General features: G+C 47.5%; 15 protein-coding genes. 8 read left to right on the top strand and 7 right to left on the bottom strand.

Annotated elements, in window-relative coordinates; translation table 11 throughout:
- Positions 1–131: 131 nt before the first annotated feature.
- Entirely contained in the window at positions 132–266 is a 135-nt protein-coding gene (locus H6G00_RS36140; protein WP_277881894.1) for a hypothetical protein, read from the bottom strand.
- Positions 267–519: 253 nt separating this feature from the next.
- On the opposite strand from H6G00_RS36140, the gene H6G00_RS15985 reads away from it, so the two are divergent.
- Positions 520–3,198: a PAS domain S-box protein gene (locus H6G00_RS15985; RefSeq protein WP_242042302.1), complete on the top strand. Its 2,679-nt coding sequence runs from the start codon at positions 520–522 to the stop codon at positions 3,196–3,198.
- 28 nt (positions 3,199–3,226) lie between these two features.
- Here the strand turns inward: H6G00_RS15985 and H6G00_RS15980 are convergent, their stop codons facing one another.
- Entirely contained in the window at positions 3,227–4,216 is a 990-nt protein-coding gene (locus tag H6G00_RS15980; protein ID WP_190797513.1) for a stage II sporulation protein M, read from the bottom strand.
- A 106-nt stretch (positions 4,217–4,322) separates the two neighbouring features.
- Here H6G00_RS15980 and H6G00_RS15975 point away from each other — a divergent pair, with 106 nt between their 5' ends.
- Positions 4,323–5,282: a glycerophosphoryl diester phosphodiesterase membrane domain-containing protein gene (locus H6G00_RS15975; protein WP_190797512.1), complete on the top strand. Its 960-nt coding sequence runs from the start codon at positions 4,323–4,325 to the stop codon at positions 5,280–5,282.
- A gap of 122 nt (positions 5,283–5,404) precedes the next feature.
- Positions 5,405–6,208, top strand: a complete 804-nt coding sequence (locus tag H6G00_RS15970) for an RDD family protein (RefSeq protein WP_190680380.1) — start codon at positions 5,405–5,407, stop codon at positions 6,206–6,208.
- A 138-nt stretch (positions 6,209–6,346) separates the two neighbouring features.
- Here H6G00_RS15970 and H6G00_RS15965 read toward each other — a convergent pair whose 3' ends face one another.
- Positions 6,347–7,807 (bottom strand): glycoside hydrolase family 13 protein, encoded by a 1,461-nt coding sequence (locus H6G00_RS15965; RefSeq protein WP_190680381.1) that lies wholly within the window; start codon positions 7,805–7,807, stop codon positions 6,347–6,349.
- A 196-nt stretch (positions 7,808–8,003) separates the two neighbouring features.
- Here H6G00_RS15965 and H6G00_RS15960 point away from each other — a divergent pair, with 196 nt between their 5' ends.
- Together H6G00_RS15960 and H6G00_RS15955 are read left to right on the top strand one after the other, a co-directional pair.
- Positions 8,004–8,453 carry a DUF3531 family protein gene (locus tag H6G00_RS15960; protein ID WP_190643532.1) on the top strand — a complete coding sequence of 150 codons (450 nt, stop codon included), beginning with the start codon at positions 8,004–8,006 and terminating at the stop codon, positions 8,451–8,453.
- 135 nt (positions 8,454–8,588) lie between these two features.
- Positions 8,589–9,017 carry an NUDIX hydrolase gene (locus tag H6G00_RS15955; RefSeq protein ID WP_190797511.1) on the top strand — a complete coding sequence of 143 codons (429 nt, stop codon included), beginning with the start codon at positions 8,589–8,591 and terminating at the stop codon, positions 9,015–9,017.
- A gap of 28 nt (positions 9,018–9,045) precedes the next feature.
- Here the strand turns inward: H6G00_RS15955 and H6G00_RS15950 are convergent, their stop codons facing one another.
- Positions 9,046–9,810: an anti-sigma factor gene (locus tag H6G00_RS15950; protein WP_190797510.1), complete on the bottom strand. Its 765-nt coding sequence runs from the start codon at positions 9,808–9,810 to the stop codon at positions 9,046–9,048.
- Positions 9,811–9,818: 8 nt separating this feature from the next.
- Positions 9,819–10,409 (bottom strand): sigma-70 family RNA polymerase sigma factor, encoded by a 591-nt coding sequence (locus H6G00_RS15945; protein ID WP_190797509.1) that lies wholly within the window; start codon positions 10,407–10,409, stop codon positions 9,819–9,821.
- A gap of 341 nt (positions 10,410–10,750) precedes the next feature.
- On the opposite strand from H6G00_RS15945, the gene H6G00_RS15940 reads away from it, so the two are divergent.
- Both H6G00_RS15940 and H6G00_RS15935 read left to right on the top strand, forming a co-directional pair.
- Positions 10,751–10,933: a hypothetical protein gene (locus H6G00_RS15940; RefSeq protein WP_190797508.1), complete on the top strand. Its 183-nt coding sequence runs from the start codon at positions 10,751–10,753 to the stop codon at positions 10,931–10,933.
- A gap of 61 nt (positions 10,934–10,994) precedes the next feature.
- Complete coding sequence (locus H6G00_RS15935; protein ID WP_190797507.1) at positions 10,995–11,279, top strand: Uma2 family endonuclease; 285 nt, start codon at positions 10,995–10,997, stop codon at positions 11,277–11,279.
- 106 nt (positions 11,280–11,385) lie between these two features.
- Here H6G00_RS15935 and H6G00_RS15930 read toward each other — a convergent pair whose 3' ends face one another.
- Positions 11,386–12,759 (bottom strand): hypothetical protein, encoded by a 1,374-nt coding sequence (locus H6G00_RS15930; RefSeq protein WP_190797506.1) that lies wholly within the window; start codon positions 12,757–12,759, stop codon positions 11,386–11,388.
- Positions 12,760–13,118: 359 nt separating this feature from the next.
- On the opposite strand from H6G00_RS15930, the gene H6G00_RS15925 reads away from it, so the two are divergent.
- Positions 13,119–14,006: a pirin family protein gene (locus H6G00_RS15925; protein ID WP_190797505.1), complete on the top strand. Its 888-nt coding sequence runs from the start codon at positions 13,119–13,121 to the stop codon at positions 14,004–14,006.
- 9 nt (positions 14,007–14,015) lie between these two features.
- Here the strand turns inward: H6G00_RS15925 and H6G00_RS15920 are convergent, their stop codons facing one another.
- The gene (locus tag H6G00_RS15920) at positions 14,016–15,434 is read right to left on the bottom strand and encodes a hypothetical protein (protein ID WP_190797504.1); all 1,419 of its coding nucleotides are present in this window, start codon (positions 15,432–15,434) and stop codon (positions 14,016–14,018) included.
- Positions 15,435–15,709 lie beyond the last annotated feature (275 nt).

The following is a 15,709-nucleotide window of genomic DNA, read 5'->3' as shown; positions in this document are numbered from 1 at the left end:
TTTGCAGCTTCATAAGAAAAAGATATTGCGAAGAGCGTCCAAATTTTAAGGATATTTACAAAAGGAGTTGGTTTGTATAGTTCCTAAGGCGAATCTACTACTATGGATAGAGAAAGACAGATAAGTTCTATTCACTTCTCCATCAAAAGATGGCTGCATGAGATGAATCTAAGCATCTCACTCACCGTGTGCCACTTCTCTTCCATTTTTCTTGTGCCACTCGTCTGGTGATTGAGCGATCGCCCTTTCCCTACAGTTTGACTCACCGTTTCTGACCCTTCCTACAGGCTGCATCCAAAACAGACGTAGAAACAGTCAGCGGTCAGTTCGCCCAGTGCTCCTTTGATTCATTCGATTCGCAATAGTATCTGTTCTACCTGGTTTTGTTAGTCTCCTGAGTTTGACAGTTTTGCCCCATCTACAAAATTCTCAATCGGGAGAGCAATTGCTATTAAGTTCTGACAATTTCTAATAGCAATTTCGACTGCTTCTAAACACAAGTTTTTCCAACACAAGCGAATGAAAACAACCCAGCCTCACGAGATAGCGGCGAGGCCCAACCCCTTGCTTCAGCATCGCATGTTCAATGAAACTCACTACAGCGAGAAAATTCAGGCAGAAATTCAGCAGCGGTTTGGATTTGTTCCGCCTTTCTTTGCACCAGCGATGCAGAACCCTCTGGTGCTAGAAAATTTGTGGCATCAGACTCTTCAGCTTTATGTCAACAATCCACTGCCTGCCTTATTTAAGGAAAAACTTTCTGCTTATTTGTCTCGCTTTTGTGCGGTTCCGTACTGCATGATCTGCCACAGCTGTTCCCTTTTTGAATTGGGGATGGAGTCGTGCCAAATTCTAGAATTGCTGGAGTCTTCTCCCCCCATCGAAACCGAAGTTGACCAGCATTTAGACTTTTTGGCAAAACAATCTGCTCTATTAGAGTTTCCGGAGCCAAATTCTGGACTGGAAGCTAGCATCCTAACCTGCGCAATTTTTATTGCCCTGCAACATGATCGGGCTGAGTGTTGTCGCACTGAGCTACGCCGATTGTTGGGAGCGACCCTCTATCAATATCTAACTCTTTTTATTGCTTATATTAAAACCTGCCATATTTGGATGGAGTCTAATCCAAACGTGGTTTATGAGGCTGATCGACGAGTCCAGAACTACTTTAAAGATTTAACGGAAGGTGAGCCTGCACTGGCTGACTTCTTTGTGAACTATTGGGAACGGGTGCAGCGCGATCACCAAACCTGGGCAGCACAGCAAGCGGCGATCGCCGAACGTAAACGCAGTGAGGCTGCGATGCGAGACATAGCAGTCGAAAACCTGCGTCTGGCGCGCGTTGTGGCTGCTACCTCAGAAGGCATTCTAATCACCGATCCCAACCAGCCCGATAACCCAATTATTTACGCGAATCCTGCCTTCTCTCGAATCACAGGATACGAGTCAGAGGAAATCATCGGGCGCAACTGCCGCTTTTTGCAGGGCGCAGACACCGACGCTCAAACAGTTGCTCAGCTCAGGCAGGCAATTCTTCAACAGCAAGAAATTAAAACCACACTGCTGAACTACCGCAAAGACGGACAACCCTTTTGGAATGAGCTAAAAATTTCTCCAGTTTTATCAGAAACGGGTGAACTGCTCTACTTCGTTGGATTCCAAACTGATGTAACTGAGCAAAAACAGGCAGAACAAAAAATTTGTGAACAAGCTGCTCTGCTCGATGTCGCCACAGATGGGATTTTTGTCCGTGACTTAAGCCATCAAATTCTGTTTTGGAGCAAAGGCGCAGAACGGCTCTATGGCTGGAAAGCAGAAGAAATTCTAGAGCAAAATGCGATCGAGTTACTCAATCCAGTCACCACACCTCAACTCACTACTGCCTTCAAAACCGTTGTTGAAACTGGGGAATGGCAAGGTGAGTTACAGCAAGTGACTCAAACCGGCAAGCCAATCATGGTTGAAAGCCGCTGGACATTGATGCGTGACCAGTCTGGGCAACCTAGAGCCGTTTTAGTGGTCAACACCGATATCACCGAGAAAAAACAGCTTGAAGCGCAGTTTCTCCGAGCCCAGCGGATGGAGAGTATTGGCACCTTGGCCAGCGGCATTGCCCACGATCTGAACAATGAGCTAACTCCGATCTTGGCGTCAGCACAACTGTTGCTAATGCACTCCAAAATTCAGGAGAACAAACGCCAGCAGCTGTTAGAAAACATTCAAAACAGCGCCAAACGGGGTGCAACTTTAATTAAGCAGGTTCTCTCTTTTGCACGAGGTGTAGAAGGCAAGCGAACGGTGCTGCAAATCCGACATTTGATATCAGAAATTCGGCAGATCGTTCAAGAAACTTTTCCCAAATCGGTTGAGGTTCATTTAGATTTACCGAACGATTTGTGGCTAGTGTCTGGAGATGCAACGCAACTCCACCAGGTACTGATGAATCTCTGTGTGAATGCTCGGGATGCGATGACGGACGGGGGAATGCTGAGCCTGAGTGCAACAAATCTGTGGATTGATGAAAACTATACGCGAATGAACCTAGATGCTCAGATTGGTGCATACGTGATGGTTTCAGTCGCAGATACGGGAATGGGCATTCCTCCAGAAGCACTGGATCGAATCTTTGAACCCTTTTTCACTACAAAAGAGTTAGGTAAAGGAACAGGTTTAGGACTTTCTACGGTGCTTGGCATTGTCAAAAGTCACGGCGGTTTTGTGGAGGTCTTAAGTTCGGTTGACAGTGGCACCCAGTTTAAGATCTATATTCCTGCGGTGCAGGATGTTGAGACACTGTCTGTCCAGGAAGATGAACCTGTGTCTGGTGAAGGTGAGTTAATTTTAGTCGTGGATGATGAGGCTGCTATTCGAGAGGTGAATCAAGCTTCGTTGGAAAGCCACAATTATCGAGTGTTAACCGCTTCTGATGGGATTGAGGCGATCGCCCAATATGTTCAGCGCAAAGATGAAATTAATCTGGTGTTGATTGATATGATGATGCCCTCAATGGACGGCATGACAGCGATTCGCACACTTAAAAAGATCGATCCGCAGGTGAAAATTATTGCAGTCAGCGGACTTTTGTCTAACACTCAAATCCCCGAACCCGTAAACTCCAACATTCAGGCATTTTTGCCCAAACCTTACACTGCCAGGGAATTGGTGAGAACAATCCATCAAGTGTTGCAGCAACAGTAGGGGCAAAGCATTCGGACAATTACCTCCGCTATTTTCCCAAGTCGCCTGCCGAATGCTTTGCCCTTACAGGGTTTTGTTGCCTGAGATAGACCATTAACCCAATAAACAGCCCAGTCCCCACAATGTATTTCAGTAAATCGGGAACTCCAGGATTGGGTGAGAAAAAGCCTTCAATGAACCCGGCAATCACCAGCATCGGCACCACACCAAAAATCAACTCAGCCGATTGCTGAGCGTAGAGCTTTAGTGCATCAACTCGACGATACTGTCCTGGAAATAGGATGGCTCTGGCAAGCAGAAGTCCTGCTGCGGCTGCTAAAAAGATGGCGGGAATTTCTAGAGAACCGTGTGGAAAAACAAATGCCCAAAATGGATAAGCCAAATTGTTTTGCCCTACTAGAGCAGCGATCGCCCCAATCAGCGCTCCATTCAGCAGCAAAATGTAGGTGGTCAGCAGTCCAGCCGTGATTCCGCCTGCCAGAGCCATAAAAGAAACTTGGATGTTATTGATCAGAATATTGGTTGAGGCAAACGGCTCAATTCCAACAATGGAACCCATCCAAAGTTCCTGGCGATCGCGCACCTGTACAATCAAATCCTGCGGCACAATCAGCGATAGAAAAGTTGAGTCTTGCCACGCCAGCCACCAGCTGACTAACCCTGCAAAAATAGCCAAAGCCGCCGCCAGCGCAATGTAACCCGCCGATCGCTGCACCGCAGCCGGAAACCCCCAGCGATAAAACTCTAAAATGGACTGCCATTCCTGCCGTCGTGACCCCTGATAGATTTGAGCATAGCTACGGGATGCCAAACTCTGTAAATCTTGCAGCAGCAACTGTCCGACGTTTTGGCTGCGGGCCCGCGCCAAGTCTGCTGATACTGAACGATAGAGGCTGGCTAACTCTCGAATTTGATGTGCCTCAAGCGTCTTTAGCCCGCGCTTCTCAACCTGGTTAAGCAAGGCATCTAGCTGTTTCCAGCTTTTTTCTCGGCGGGCAATCCAACGCTGAATGTTCATATTTTTTTACTACTGTTGGAGGCTTGTCTCAGCGTAGCTTAGGATAGCGTCAACTTCCGCCTTCACTTCTACATACGACATTATTAAAATTACGGGTAGATTGTTTATGACTGCTAACCCCAATCCTCAAAATCTGGTGCAACCGCTCGACGTCGGTAATGTGGTCAGTGCCGGAATTCAGCTTTACCGAACTCACTTTCAGCAATACATTGGCATTTCTCTAATCGCAACGCTGTGGGCACTATTGCCCTTTTTGTTGATTATTCCAATTATCTTGTTTTACACCGCAGTTCAAGCATATTACGGCACTTTAGGATTAGTGATTCCAGCTTGGATAGTCTTGACGATCTATTGTTCGGCTAAATATTTTGCTGGAGCAGGAGCGATCGCCCGCCTCGCCTTCACCACCTTAGTTAACCAGCCTGAAAGCGTGGAAAGTGCAAAAAGATATGTCGACTCTCGCATGTGGAGCTTTTGGAATATTAACTTTTTGCTGTTGCTAATGTACTTAGGGGTGTACTTTGTGGCAGTGATTGCACTACTCATCGTCTTGGCTGCAACTGGAGCATTCAGTCTACTCACCAACCCTGATCCATTCGCTCTTGCCAGCAATCCAGGACCACTGATCCTCACTGGCTTGTTTACCTTACTCCTGGTACTAGCGATCGTGTTTGTGTTCGTCTGGCTTAGTTCTCGACTGGCGGTTGCCGATTTACCACTTGCAGTCGAAAGCGGCTCGAACGCTACACAATCCCTTGGACGCAGTTGGAATTTAACTCACAAAAGTGCTTGGCGAATTGCTCTAATTCTTTTTATTGCGTTTTTGATTACGATTCCTCTGCAGGCTCTAGCTCAGATATTAGTTAGCACATTTGACTCAATCCTAGCTGCCTCATTTCCACGAGAGTCTCCCACTTTTGCGCTGTTATCCTTTTCGACTAGCTATATTTTAGGGTTAGTTGCAGGTGTGTTAGTGTTACCTCTCTGGCAATCTATCAAAGCAGTAATTTACAGCGATTTGCGCAGCCGCAGAGAAGGGTTAGGGTTAAAGTTACGCGATTTGTAATAGACCTTCTGCGTGAACGGTAGTGCGGCAGAGTTACGCTACCATTCACGCTTCAAAACGTGATTCATGCAGGCTGTCTAATCCGTTAAAGTCTAGAAATTGCCTACTCAGGACTACACACCATGCGACTTTTTAATCGAATCACACTCTTAACTCCAGAAAGTGTAGAACTGGAGTTTACCCTAGCAGGAATCGGCAGCAGAGCTTTGGCATTGCTGATTGACTATCATATTGTCGCTTTTACGCTGATTGCTTTGTGGCTGCTTTTAGCATTGATTGCAGGGCAACTGCTCGGTTACTTGGATACCTTGGGATCAAATTATGCGGATTTACCCATTTGGCTACTGGCGATCGCCATCCTTATCACTTTTGTGATCGCCACTGGCTATTTTGTCTTCTTTGAGGTGACCTGGCAGGGACAAACCATCGGCAAACGGTTCGCTAAAATTCGCGTCATTCGGGATGATGGCAGACCTGTAGGTTTATCTCAGGCAGCACTGCGTGCTCTGTTGCGTCCGATTGATGACATCCTTTTTATTGGTGCTTTCCTGATCCTATTGGGGCAAAAGGAAAAGCGAATAGGGGATTGGGTTGCAGGAACGCTGGTGGTACAGGAAGTTCGTCCAGTAGTGAAGGCAGCGATCGCTGTTTCTCAAGAGGCAGAAAAACTGGCCGCCGAATTACCTCAAATCACTGACCTATCAAAACTGTTGCCGGATGATTTTGCCGTGATTCGAGAATATCTTCAAAGGCGAAACTTTATGGAGCACAACGCCAAAAGTGAGTTGAGTTTACAGTTAGCCCGACAAGCCAGAAACTTGATTAACCTTGAAACCATTCCTGCTGGACTCACTTCAGATGAGTTTTTGGAAGCCGTTTATTTGGCTTACCAGCAACAGGAGAGAGGAATCAGGGATGAGGGATGAGAGGCTGTCTGCTTTGCTCATTACTTCCAAGTTTTACCTTGAATGCCGTTCAGGAGGCTCTGCCACTCGTTTTCAATAGACAGAGCCTCCACTTTGCATTTCCAGGCAAAGACCTTGGAACGAGTTCTTCCCTAATTCCTAATCCCCAACCCCCAGCACACAGCCACTGCGACCAGCAATCCTTAAAGCAATCCCTTGCTCTGATCGGTTGGTTTCGGCGTTTCCATGAAGTACTCGAAGCTGGTCCGGGGATAGGTTAGTTTCAGCGATCGCCAAATTAACTTCCGCAGGAGTTGTTCCGGTGTTAACCGCAACGATTATGGACTCGTTAACCAGCGATCGCACAAAGGCATACACCATTCCTTCGGTGAGCAAGACCTGATAAGAACCGGTTCGCAAGGCAGGATAGCGATGGCGCAGGGCGACCAATTCCCGATGGTGCTTGAGCAAGTCTAGATCCCAATTTGCTTCTGGGGGAAAGCTGCGGCGAGAATCGGGATCAATGCCGCCTGCCAAGCCCACCTCATCGCCATAGTAAATGCTGGGTGCCCCTGGGAAGGTGAGCAGCAGCAGCGTTGAGAGCTTCACGCTATCGACATCGCCGCCTGCAATCGTCATCAGCCGAGCCGTGTCGTGACTGGCTAGCAGGTTAAGCTGAGTGAGTTGAATCTCCCAAGGATAAAGCTTAAGCAAATCCTGAATCTTAGCCGCATAGCCAGCCGCATCCAGTGCTGGGTAGGGGTGATAGTTGGGCGATTCAACATATTGCCGCTGAACGCGATCGCCTGCTGCAAACGCAATGGTCGGGCCAGTAAACAGATAGTTCATCACGCCATCAAACTGAGTCCCGTCGAGCCACTGGCGTGAATCCTCCCACACTTCACCCACAATGTAAGCTTCAGGATTAACGGCTTTGACGCGATCGCGAAATTCTTGCCAAAAGCCTGGAGTCTTAATCTCAAACGGCACATCCAAGCGCCAGCCATCAACGCCAAATTTAAGCCAGAATTCCGCAATCTCCATGATGTATTCCTTGACGGCTGGATTGTCATGGTTAAACACGGGCAGCGCTCGGTTGCCAACCCAGCCTTCATAGTTAGCGGGGCGATCGCCATCGTAGGGAGCCAGCGGCCAACCCTGTATCTTGAACCAGTCCAGCCAGGGTGAATAGGGCCCATTCTCCAGAATGTCATTAAAGAAGAAAAAGCCTCGACTGGCATGATTAAACACACCATCCAAAACTACTTTAATGTCGCGCTCATGAGCTTTTTGGAGCAAAGTTTTGAGCGCCAAGTTACCTCCCAACAGCGGATCAACCTGGTAATAATCGTGCGTATGATAACGGTGATTACTAGCCGACTGAAAAATTGGGGTGAAGTAAACTGCATTAACTCCCAAGTCTTGCAAATAATCTAACCGCTCAATCACGCCCCATAAATCACCACCTTTGTATCCTTGTAGGGTCGGTTCTGCTTCCCAAACTTCAAACGGAACGGTTTCCAGCACTCGTCGCAAAGGCTGAAGTCCTTTGGCAAAGCGATCGGGGAAAATTTGATAGAAAACAGCGTGCTTAACCCAGTTTGGAGTTTGAATTTGCATACGTTCAATACCAGTAATGCACTGTCCACTTGCGTCACAGCCATAGTACAAAGTCTATGTCCATCAGGCAGCATCCAAGAGGTAGAAGTGGGAAGCGAGTAATTCCCTTACTCTTTCACTCCCCTATTCCCCATCCCTCCCCATTCGCTCTACGATAAACTGACAGGCAGTCTCCCTGTTTCTCCTGGTAAGAGCTATGAAAGTAGAATTTCGCGAATACGATCCGTTCGATGTATGGATTTGGCTGGAATTTAGTACAGTTCCTTCGACAGCGGAGCAGCAATATATTGAGGAAGTGTTTAACTCCTGGTTTTTCCTGGGTAAGCTGGGCGGCTTTAATGCTGAGAATCTTCAGGTACAGGATACGGGTCTGGACATCAGCTACATGGACTATGACGGGGATGTAGCTGACAACAGCATGATGTCACTGATGCACAACATGGCCGAGTTTGAATATCAGGGTAACTGGGCCCGCTGCTGGTTTGACCTGGGGACTTCTGATGCGATCGCCCTGGATATCCTGATCAATACGCTCAACCAATTTAGCAAAGACTATGTCACCGTTGAGCGTTTGATTGTTGGGGGTGAAAATTCAGATTGGCCCATTCCTGCTACCAAGCGATCGTCATTTGCGGATAACAATTAGATGTCGGTTGGGTAGAACAAAGTGAAGTCCAATACTTGCTGGGATCTTGGCTGAGGTTCTGTTGGGTTTCGCTTTGCTGCACCCAACCTACAACAGGGTTACCAACCTACATGGTTAAATGGATGAGTTTAATTAATGAATAAGCCAGGTCGGATTCGGGTGATCACTTTAGGGTTGATTCAGGATGGCGATCGCGTCTTCGTCTCGGAAGGATATGATCCCGTCAAGCAGAAAACCTTTTACCGAGCATTGGGTGGTGGTATAGACTTTGGCGAAACCAGTCTAGATGCACTGAAACGAGAATTTCAGGAAGAACTTCAAGCAGAGTTAACGAATATTACCTATCTGGGCTGTGTAGAAAATCTGTTTATTTATGATGGAAAAGCTGGACATGAGGTGATTCAAGTTTATCGCTGTGATTTTGTTGAACCAAGGTTTTATCAGCTAGAGTCAGTCACCTTCTACGAAGGAACTCACGCTCATCAAGCACTGTGGGTAAAGAGCGATCGCTTCAAAACAGGAGAATTGAGACTCGTACCGGAAGCATTTGTGGAATATCTGTAAGGCATTCGTCAGCAAGAGTCATACACCCTCAAAGACTGGTGATCATCACCGGTGCGCCCTCATGTCTTTGAGGCGCTGTTGCATCTTCTACCGTGATAGCAACCTTTGAAACCAGTTCTTCAGAACGATAGACTCTAGGTACCGTAATAGTCTGAGAGGCATTACCTTGAGCATCGACGTTTAATACCTCTGTTAAAATTGCTGACTTCGCATCCACTGTGAATGGTGCCCCTTGCTCTAGCACTGTCCACAACACATACACCTTTCCGGCAGGCAAAGGCGGCAGGTTCCTGACGGTCAAGGTTGCTTCCAGGGTGTCTGGATTGACCACAACCATTGCTGAAGCATCCTCAACTGTTTCCGTTTGCAGCACATAGGTGAGTGTTTCGGACGGCATTTCGGCTTGGCTTGCCTGGAGCGCTTGCCGCAACTGATAATTGTTGATTCCCAAAGCGACAATCACCATAGCTGCCGCTGCACCCAGTGCTGGATTCCAGGGAAATCGTCTCACCGGTTTTGCCACAGTGGTGCTGGGTCTACGCTGGGGATTCATCCCGGTAGCCTGTGCAGCCATAATTGCCGAGCGCAAATGGGGCGGAGGTTGCACTTCGACTGGCGCATAAGCTGTCTCCAAGGTACTTTGCATCTGTGCTACCTCGGCAGCGATCGCGGGGTCATTCGCTAAAAGCTGCTCAAATTCCATCGCCTCATCTGCATCGAGATCGCCCAAGACATAGCCTGCGATCATTAACTGTAAGTGTTCTGAATATTCTGAAGGCATCGACCTCGCCATAGCTGTGACTATTCCATGTAAGTTGTGAGAGATTGACGCAATTTAAGCAGTCCTCGCCGCGCTCTAGCCTTGACGGTTCCTAAAGGAATTTCCAGGCGCTCAGCAATCTCTGACTGGCTAAATCCATCGTAGTAAGCCATCTTGAGAATTTGCTGCTGGCTCTCCGATAACTGCGCCAGCGCCATGCGGACTTCTTCCGATCGCTCACCCTGAAAGACATATTCCAATGGAGTATTAGAGTCTGTTTCTTGTGGATTTCCAGATTTCCAACGTCCTAAAAAGGAAAGAGTCGTATTGCGCGATCGCACCCGGTCAATCGCTCGCGATCGCGTCAAAATCGCTAAAAATGTCCTCAGCGACCCTCGCTGGGGTTCATAAGAAGTGGATCTAGTCAGGTTCAGAAAAACATCCTGGGTCAAATCCTCAGCCTCTTGAAGATTGCCCAAGACCTTAAACGCCAGCCCGTAGACGAGTCCAGCATGGCGATCGTAGAGAACGCCAAGAGCCTCTGCACGACCTGCCTTCAAAGACAGGTACAGTTCTGCATCGGTCTGACCTGATAGAGATTCTTCTGGGCTACCAGATTGCTCAGAATGCATGACGCATATTAAGAAAGTGGGCTTTGATGGGGCTACAGCTATCCTATGCGAATTGTGACTTCTAGCGATCATTTTGAGTTGTGCAAGCAAACACAACCTTAGTACGCAGTACATAGCAAATTGGACGCACTAATTTTCTAATCTCGCTAATTAGAATGATCTGACCTTCCCTGACTTTTCAATACCGACATTTGAAACTACCTCAATTAATTTAGTAAATATCAGGTTAAAGGATATCCAAAGTTCTTGAACCTGAGTTCATCCAATACATCTCGGTGCTTCAAACGAAAAAAGTTACTCTCTACACTTCGTTTGAGATATCTAATCAAGGAGTTCAAATTGTGCAGCTAAACTATCGTCATCAACCTACTTCAGACAACGTTGCTATCCCCGATCGCATCAGCACTTCAGACCTTCACTCAAAACCCATTTCAACTCACTACACCCCATCCAGACAACCCAACTTAACTGCACAGTGGATTGTTGAAAACGGCAAGCTAGTCTGTAAATGGATCGTGAATTAGTTCTGACAGTGACGAAGTATCTTGCAGGATAAGTAGGTGACTTAATTAAACGTAGGATGGATTGGCAAAGCGAAATCCATCGCATCACCCCTATCCTGAAAACATCTTTTGGCTAATTGAATACTCCAACTCCAGCTTAACTAAAGATCTGGAAGTGAAAACCACAGTTTATGCTCAATCAAATATTTTGGAGTATTGGGTCGTTGATTTGCGTGGCGATCGCCTGATTGTATTTCGCTCTCCCAAGGGCGATGAATATGAGCAAAGGATAACGCTAACCTCAGGAACGATTAGCCCAGTGGCTTTTCCTGATGTGGCGATCGCAGTCTCACATGTGATAGCTTGAGGCGACAAAAGTTGTCTCCATTGTAGGTTCCCGAACTAACAAGAGGAAAAGATGATCAGCAAGTTCTTGTACTCCAAGAGCATACGAGTCTAGCAGGAAAGCAATCTCATTCTCTTGGATAAATGGCGTTTTGAGGCCATGCAACCCCATCTAGCGTATTGCCTAGTAATGTAGTGAAGGGAGTAACTGTACATTCGGAATATACGCCTGCACGATAGTAGGGTGAGTTTTGGATCAGTTCTAGTGCTGCTTCAGGATCTTGTTGCTGAACAAAATATAGGCGATCGCTCGGTGTGTTTGCTCTGCCATTGCCATAGAGCTGTCCTGCATAGCTGATGTGGTCTAAATGCAGTTCAAGATAGCGGAGATATCGGGGTCCAATGGTTGTGCGTAAATTCTCTGTGTTAGGGGCAGTCGTACATTGAACCAGTTGAGTTTCAATGGCTTCTACATGCCTTGGGCGACCCATCCAGTCAAGCGTAGCTTCTTGCGGAATGCCTAATTCGCCAACGTCCAATTGCACCAACTCTGGTTCAACAATATCTTCCTCTGAACTTGCCGAAAAGATGCCCCCATCTCCAACCACATAGATGCTGTGGCGATCGCTTTCATTCACTCCAAAAGCTAGTGCCGTACTTCCAGTTACGCCTTGCTCGGCTGTGGCGATGGTGCGGTGGTTGCCATCCGGTGACAGCACTACAACTGAGTTGAAAATGTGGGTCGTGCCATAGAGGTTCCCTGTGGTAGAAAAAGCAAAATCATCCAGCACAATTCCTGAAAAAATCACTTCTGGTTCACCCGGAGAACCATCATCCTGAATCGGAACGCGAGTGACTGTTCCCTGACCCGAATTGGTGATATAAACTGCACCCTCAAAAAGTTTAATGCCATTTGCACCCGGAATTGCCGGCATATCAGGGTTGGGGTTAAGGCTATCATGTCGTAACCAGGGCACAACCTGTTGAGTTTGTCTGTCAAACTGCCAAATTGTCCCGGACGTAGAGTCGGCAATCAGGAAAACTCCCGGACGAAACAAAGCTAACCCATTTAAAAAGCCTGCTTCTGGAACGGCTAACTCATACTCAAGGGTGCCATCCTCTGCAAACTCAAAAATATATTGCTCTCCTGTTTCTGCATGTCCTGTCGCGATTAGGGTTCCGTTGACATCTATACCTAGTCCAGCTAGCCCAACGTCTACTTGGCTAAAGATATCTGCCTCACCATTGAAGGTGCGACGAATAATTTGCCCCGTTTTGTTCTCTGTGATGTAGATCGTGCCGCCTACATCAATGACAATATTTTCAAGAAAGTATCCCCTTGGATAAGTTGCTAATGTCCTGGCAGGAACAAGCTCAACTGGAGGCTGAACCAAAGGTGGTGAAACATTCTTTTCGGGCTCAGAGGCTAGGGAAAAGGGTGATAACGCGATCGCCAGACCTACTGCGCCTAGCATCAGCACAACATTATTGCGAAAATTCATAGATTTACCTGATAAAAGTTATTTTTGATTACTACAGTGCTGGAAAACCCTGGCGAGGTACAAGCTTGGGCTCTAGCTGTGTTTCTTAGCAAAGTAAGTCGAGATATGGCGATCGCTAAAGTTCTTCAACTTTCCTTAAGGAAGTGAACTCATTTACTTCATTGCGGTTGAAATCCTGATCAAATGATAAGGATGCAAGCTAGCAAAATGATAGAACTCACTGCTGGCTCTAGAGTTAGGTAGAAGTCTGGTCAGGTGGCAGGCATGACGTTTATGAGATTTCCCTATGATGAACCCAGCTTTGCTAACCGTGGGATGATGGTTATGATTTTTATTTGCACCTTTACTCCCTCACTTCCATGTCAATCCTTCAATTGGTCGAACCCGAAATTAAAGACTTAGGCGGCTTTATTGCTCGTCGCAGTCTGCCTTATCCTAATCATCAAATGGTTGGTCCGTTTATCTTTTTTGATCAGCTGGGTCCGTCTGTATTACCTGCGGGTAAAGGAATTGATGTGCGACCGCATCCCCACATCAATCTGGCAACGGTGACTTACTTGTTTGAAGGAGCATTGATGCACCGCGATAGTTTGGGCACAGTGCAGGAGATTCAACCAGGTGCAGTGAATTGGATGACCGCAGGAACTGGGATTGTCCATTCAGAGCGATCGCCCGATGCAGATCGTCACAACGAAGCCACGATTCATGGTATTCAAACCTGGGTTGCTTTGCCTGCTGAGCACGAGGAAACTGAGCCCGGGTTTACTCACTATCCGGCTGAAGTGATGCCCACCTGGGAAGAAAACGGCGTAGTGATAAAACTCATTGCTGGACAGGCATCCGGCTATACCTCGCCTGTGAAAGTCTTTTCACCTATCCTCTACTTGGATGTTAACCTGTCTGCCAACGCTCACTTTACTATCCCCACAGATTACTCAGAACGGGCAGTTTATGGTGTGACGGAAGGGCTTAGCCTGAATGATGAACCGTTGGCTCCCTATCACCTCGCTATTTTAAAGCCAGGAAGTGAAGTAATCATTTCTTCTACGGCTGATGCACGATGTGTGGTGATTGGAGGAGAACCATTGGGCGATCGCTACAAATGGTGGAATTTTGTTTCCAGCCGACCTGAACGAATTGAGCAAGCCAAAGCCGACTGGCGTGATGGTCGCTTTGCGACTGTACCTGACGAGACAGAATCCATTCCTTTACCCGAAGTGGTGACAGAGGCAAATCCTTTCTCCTAAAAGGAACTATTACTTGGACACTTCCTGCGCTGAAAGCTCTGGCAGTGGGCAAACCCCATTGACTTCAAAGATGGCATTCCAAAACTCGCGAGAGTCGAGTTCTTTACGCTGGTGAGTGGCGATCGCTTGAAATAGCTGAGTCGTCGTCACCAGACAATAACCAAACAACTGCTGAGCCGCACGAATGCAATTAGAGGGAAAAGGTTCATTCCTTTGCTCAGGGGGTTGAGTGTAGTATGTATTGGCGATCAGAATGCCTTTGCCGCGCCAATTTTGGTTTAGCATCAGGTCACGCACATATTGGTCAAGCTGACGCAAATCGTTGAGTGGCAATTCGCCTGCTCTGGTTTTCACTAGTAACATTCCTTCTCGACCTGACGGATCGGTCAGGTGCATGATGCCTCCACTAGAAGTGCTATCAGCCCCAATTTTGGCATCGCTCACCTGCGCCCCTAGTTCCCGTAAGGCGTCACACACAATTAGCGTCAGTGCTTCCTGGTTTTGCTCATACAGCAATCGGTTAAGGCTAGTGGTGGCTTCAAGCTGCTTTTGCGCTAAGGCGATTTCTTGCTGGAGCCGCTCAATTTCTTGTTGACGCTCGTTTACTTGGGCAGCGATCGCCTGCTGTTGCGGCAGTTGATAGGTCGCTACCCACTCTGGCGTAGCCACGTCTACCGCTCGTCGATAGCGTTCGCGCAAAATCAGGCTAATTGCTTCGTCGGCTGAAATCTCAGTCGGTGGTGGTAGCCAGACCGCAACCCCAGAGGTGAGCAGCGGCTCCACCCCAGCATCCTTTCCTCTACGGGCTGGCAACGCTCGACTGCGATCGACATAGCCTGCCCGAAAAATTAGCTTAAAGGCGATCGCCTGGTTGAAGCGAGTGTGGGCGATCGCTCCCATACCCACCTGCAAATTATTTGCCCAGGGATGCACCACTCGCAGGTAGCCTGCTAATCCCATAAAGTGAGATTTGAATGAAGGCGTAGCGTAAAAAAACCAGCGCCGTACATGCTCAAAATAGTAGGCAAACTCTGGTTTGATATTGCGAATCACCTCTCCAGAATTAAACACAAACTCAGGAGTGACGGGCAACCACCAGCTCGTAGATTGATACAAACTATTGTTGGCATCCACACCCGGAAGCCCAATGCAAATGACTTCACTATTGGGGCTAAACAACAATCGAGCAATCTGCTGCCAGGTGGGAAGCCGTTCTGCTCGGATGCCAAAGTTAGATTGTTGCTCTAGAAATGAAACCAGGTTGAGGATGATGACATCGTAATCGCCCACGTTTAGGTATCCTGGCAAATCATTCCAAGCAAACGCATCAACAGACTGCGTATGCAGCGCTGAACCGAGTACCAGAATTCGCTTTTGAGCAAGCTGAAGGGTTCGGGGTTGAGTTGGCGCGACTGTCGATACCTGCACCGGAGTAGCTCCAAACGAAGGGTCTTAGCCAACAAATGTTACAGCATAGACTCTAATTTATAAAATTGTGACACTCAATTTTATTTTGTTTATTCAGAGAATTTTGGGTATGACAGAGTAGTCGGGACGAAAGGCGGGGGCGATCGCCCCTTCAGCAGCTTTATACCAATTCTCCAAAGTAAGGCGACAGATGGTATAAAGCTTGTAGAGGGTTCAACGGTAGAATATGGCAGGAGTTTACAAGCTAGAGATTAAAGAGAGTGAGGAAGAGCTCA

This window comes from Leptolyngbya sp. FACHB-541 (genome assembly GCF_014695875.1).
Taxonomy (GTDB): domain Bacteria; phylum Cyanobacteriota; class Cyanobacteriia; order Elainellales; family Elainellaceae; genus JAAUTN01.
The sequence above is the reverse complement of the archived record's forward strand: the minus strand, read 5'-3'. Positions and strand labels throughout refer to the sequence as shown.

Coding starts and splice junctions, on each gene's coding strand:
- H6G00_RS15985 (WP_242042302.1), top strand. CDS start 520: ATGAAAACAACCCAGCCTCACGAGATAGCGGCGAGGCCCAACCCCTTG.
- H6G00_RS15980 (WP_190797513.1), bottom strand. CDS start 4,216: ATGAACATTCAGCGTTGGATTGCCCGCCGAGAAAAAAGCTGGAAACAG.
- H6G00_RS15975 (WP_190797512.1), top strand. CDS start 4,323: ATGACTGCTAACCCCAATCCTCAAAATCTGGTGCAACCGCTCGACGTC.
- H6G00_RS15970 (WP_190680380.1), top strand. CDS start 5,405: ATGCGACTTTTTAATCGAATCACACTCTTAACTCCAGAAAGTGTAGAA.
- H6G00_RS15965 (WP_190680381.1), bottom strand. CDS start 7,807: ATGCAAATTCAAACTCCAAACTGGGTTAAGCACGCTGTTTTCTATCAA.
- H6G00_RS15960 (WP_190643532.1), top strand. CDS start 8,004: ATGAAAGTAGAATTTCGCGAATACGATCCGTTCGATGTATGGATTTGG.
- H6G00_RS15955 (WP_190797511.1), top strand. CDS start 8,589: ATGAATAAGCCAGGTCGGATTCGGGTGATCACTTTAGGGTTGATTCAG.
- H6G00_RS15950 (WP_190797510.1), bottom strand. CDS start 9,810: ATGGCGAGGTCGATGCCTTCAGAATATTCAGAACACTTACAGTTAATG.
- H6G00_RS15945 (WP_190797509.1), bottom strand. CDS start 10,409: ATGCATTCTGAGCAATCTGGTAGCCCAGAAGAATCTCTATCAGGTCAG.
- H6G00_RS15930 (WP_190797506.1), bottom strand. CDS start 12,759: ATGAATTTTCGCAATAATGTTGTGCTGATGCTAGGCGCAGTAGGTCTG.
- H6G00_RS15925 (WP_190797505.1), top strand. CDS start 13,119: ATGTCAATCCTTCAATTGGTCGAACCCGAAATTAAAGACTTAGGCGGC.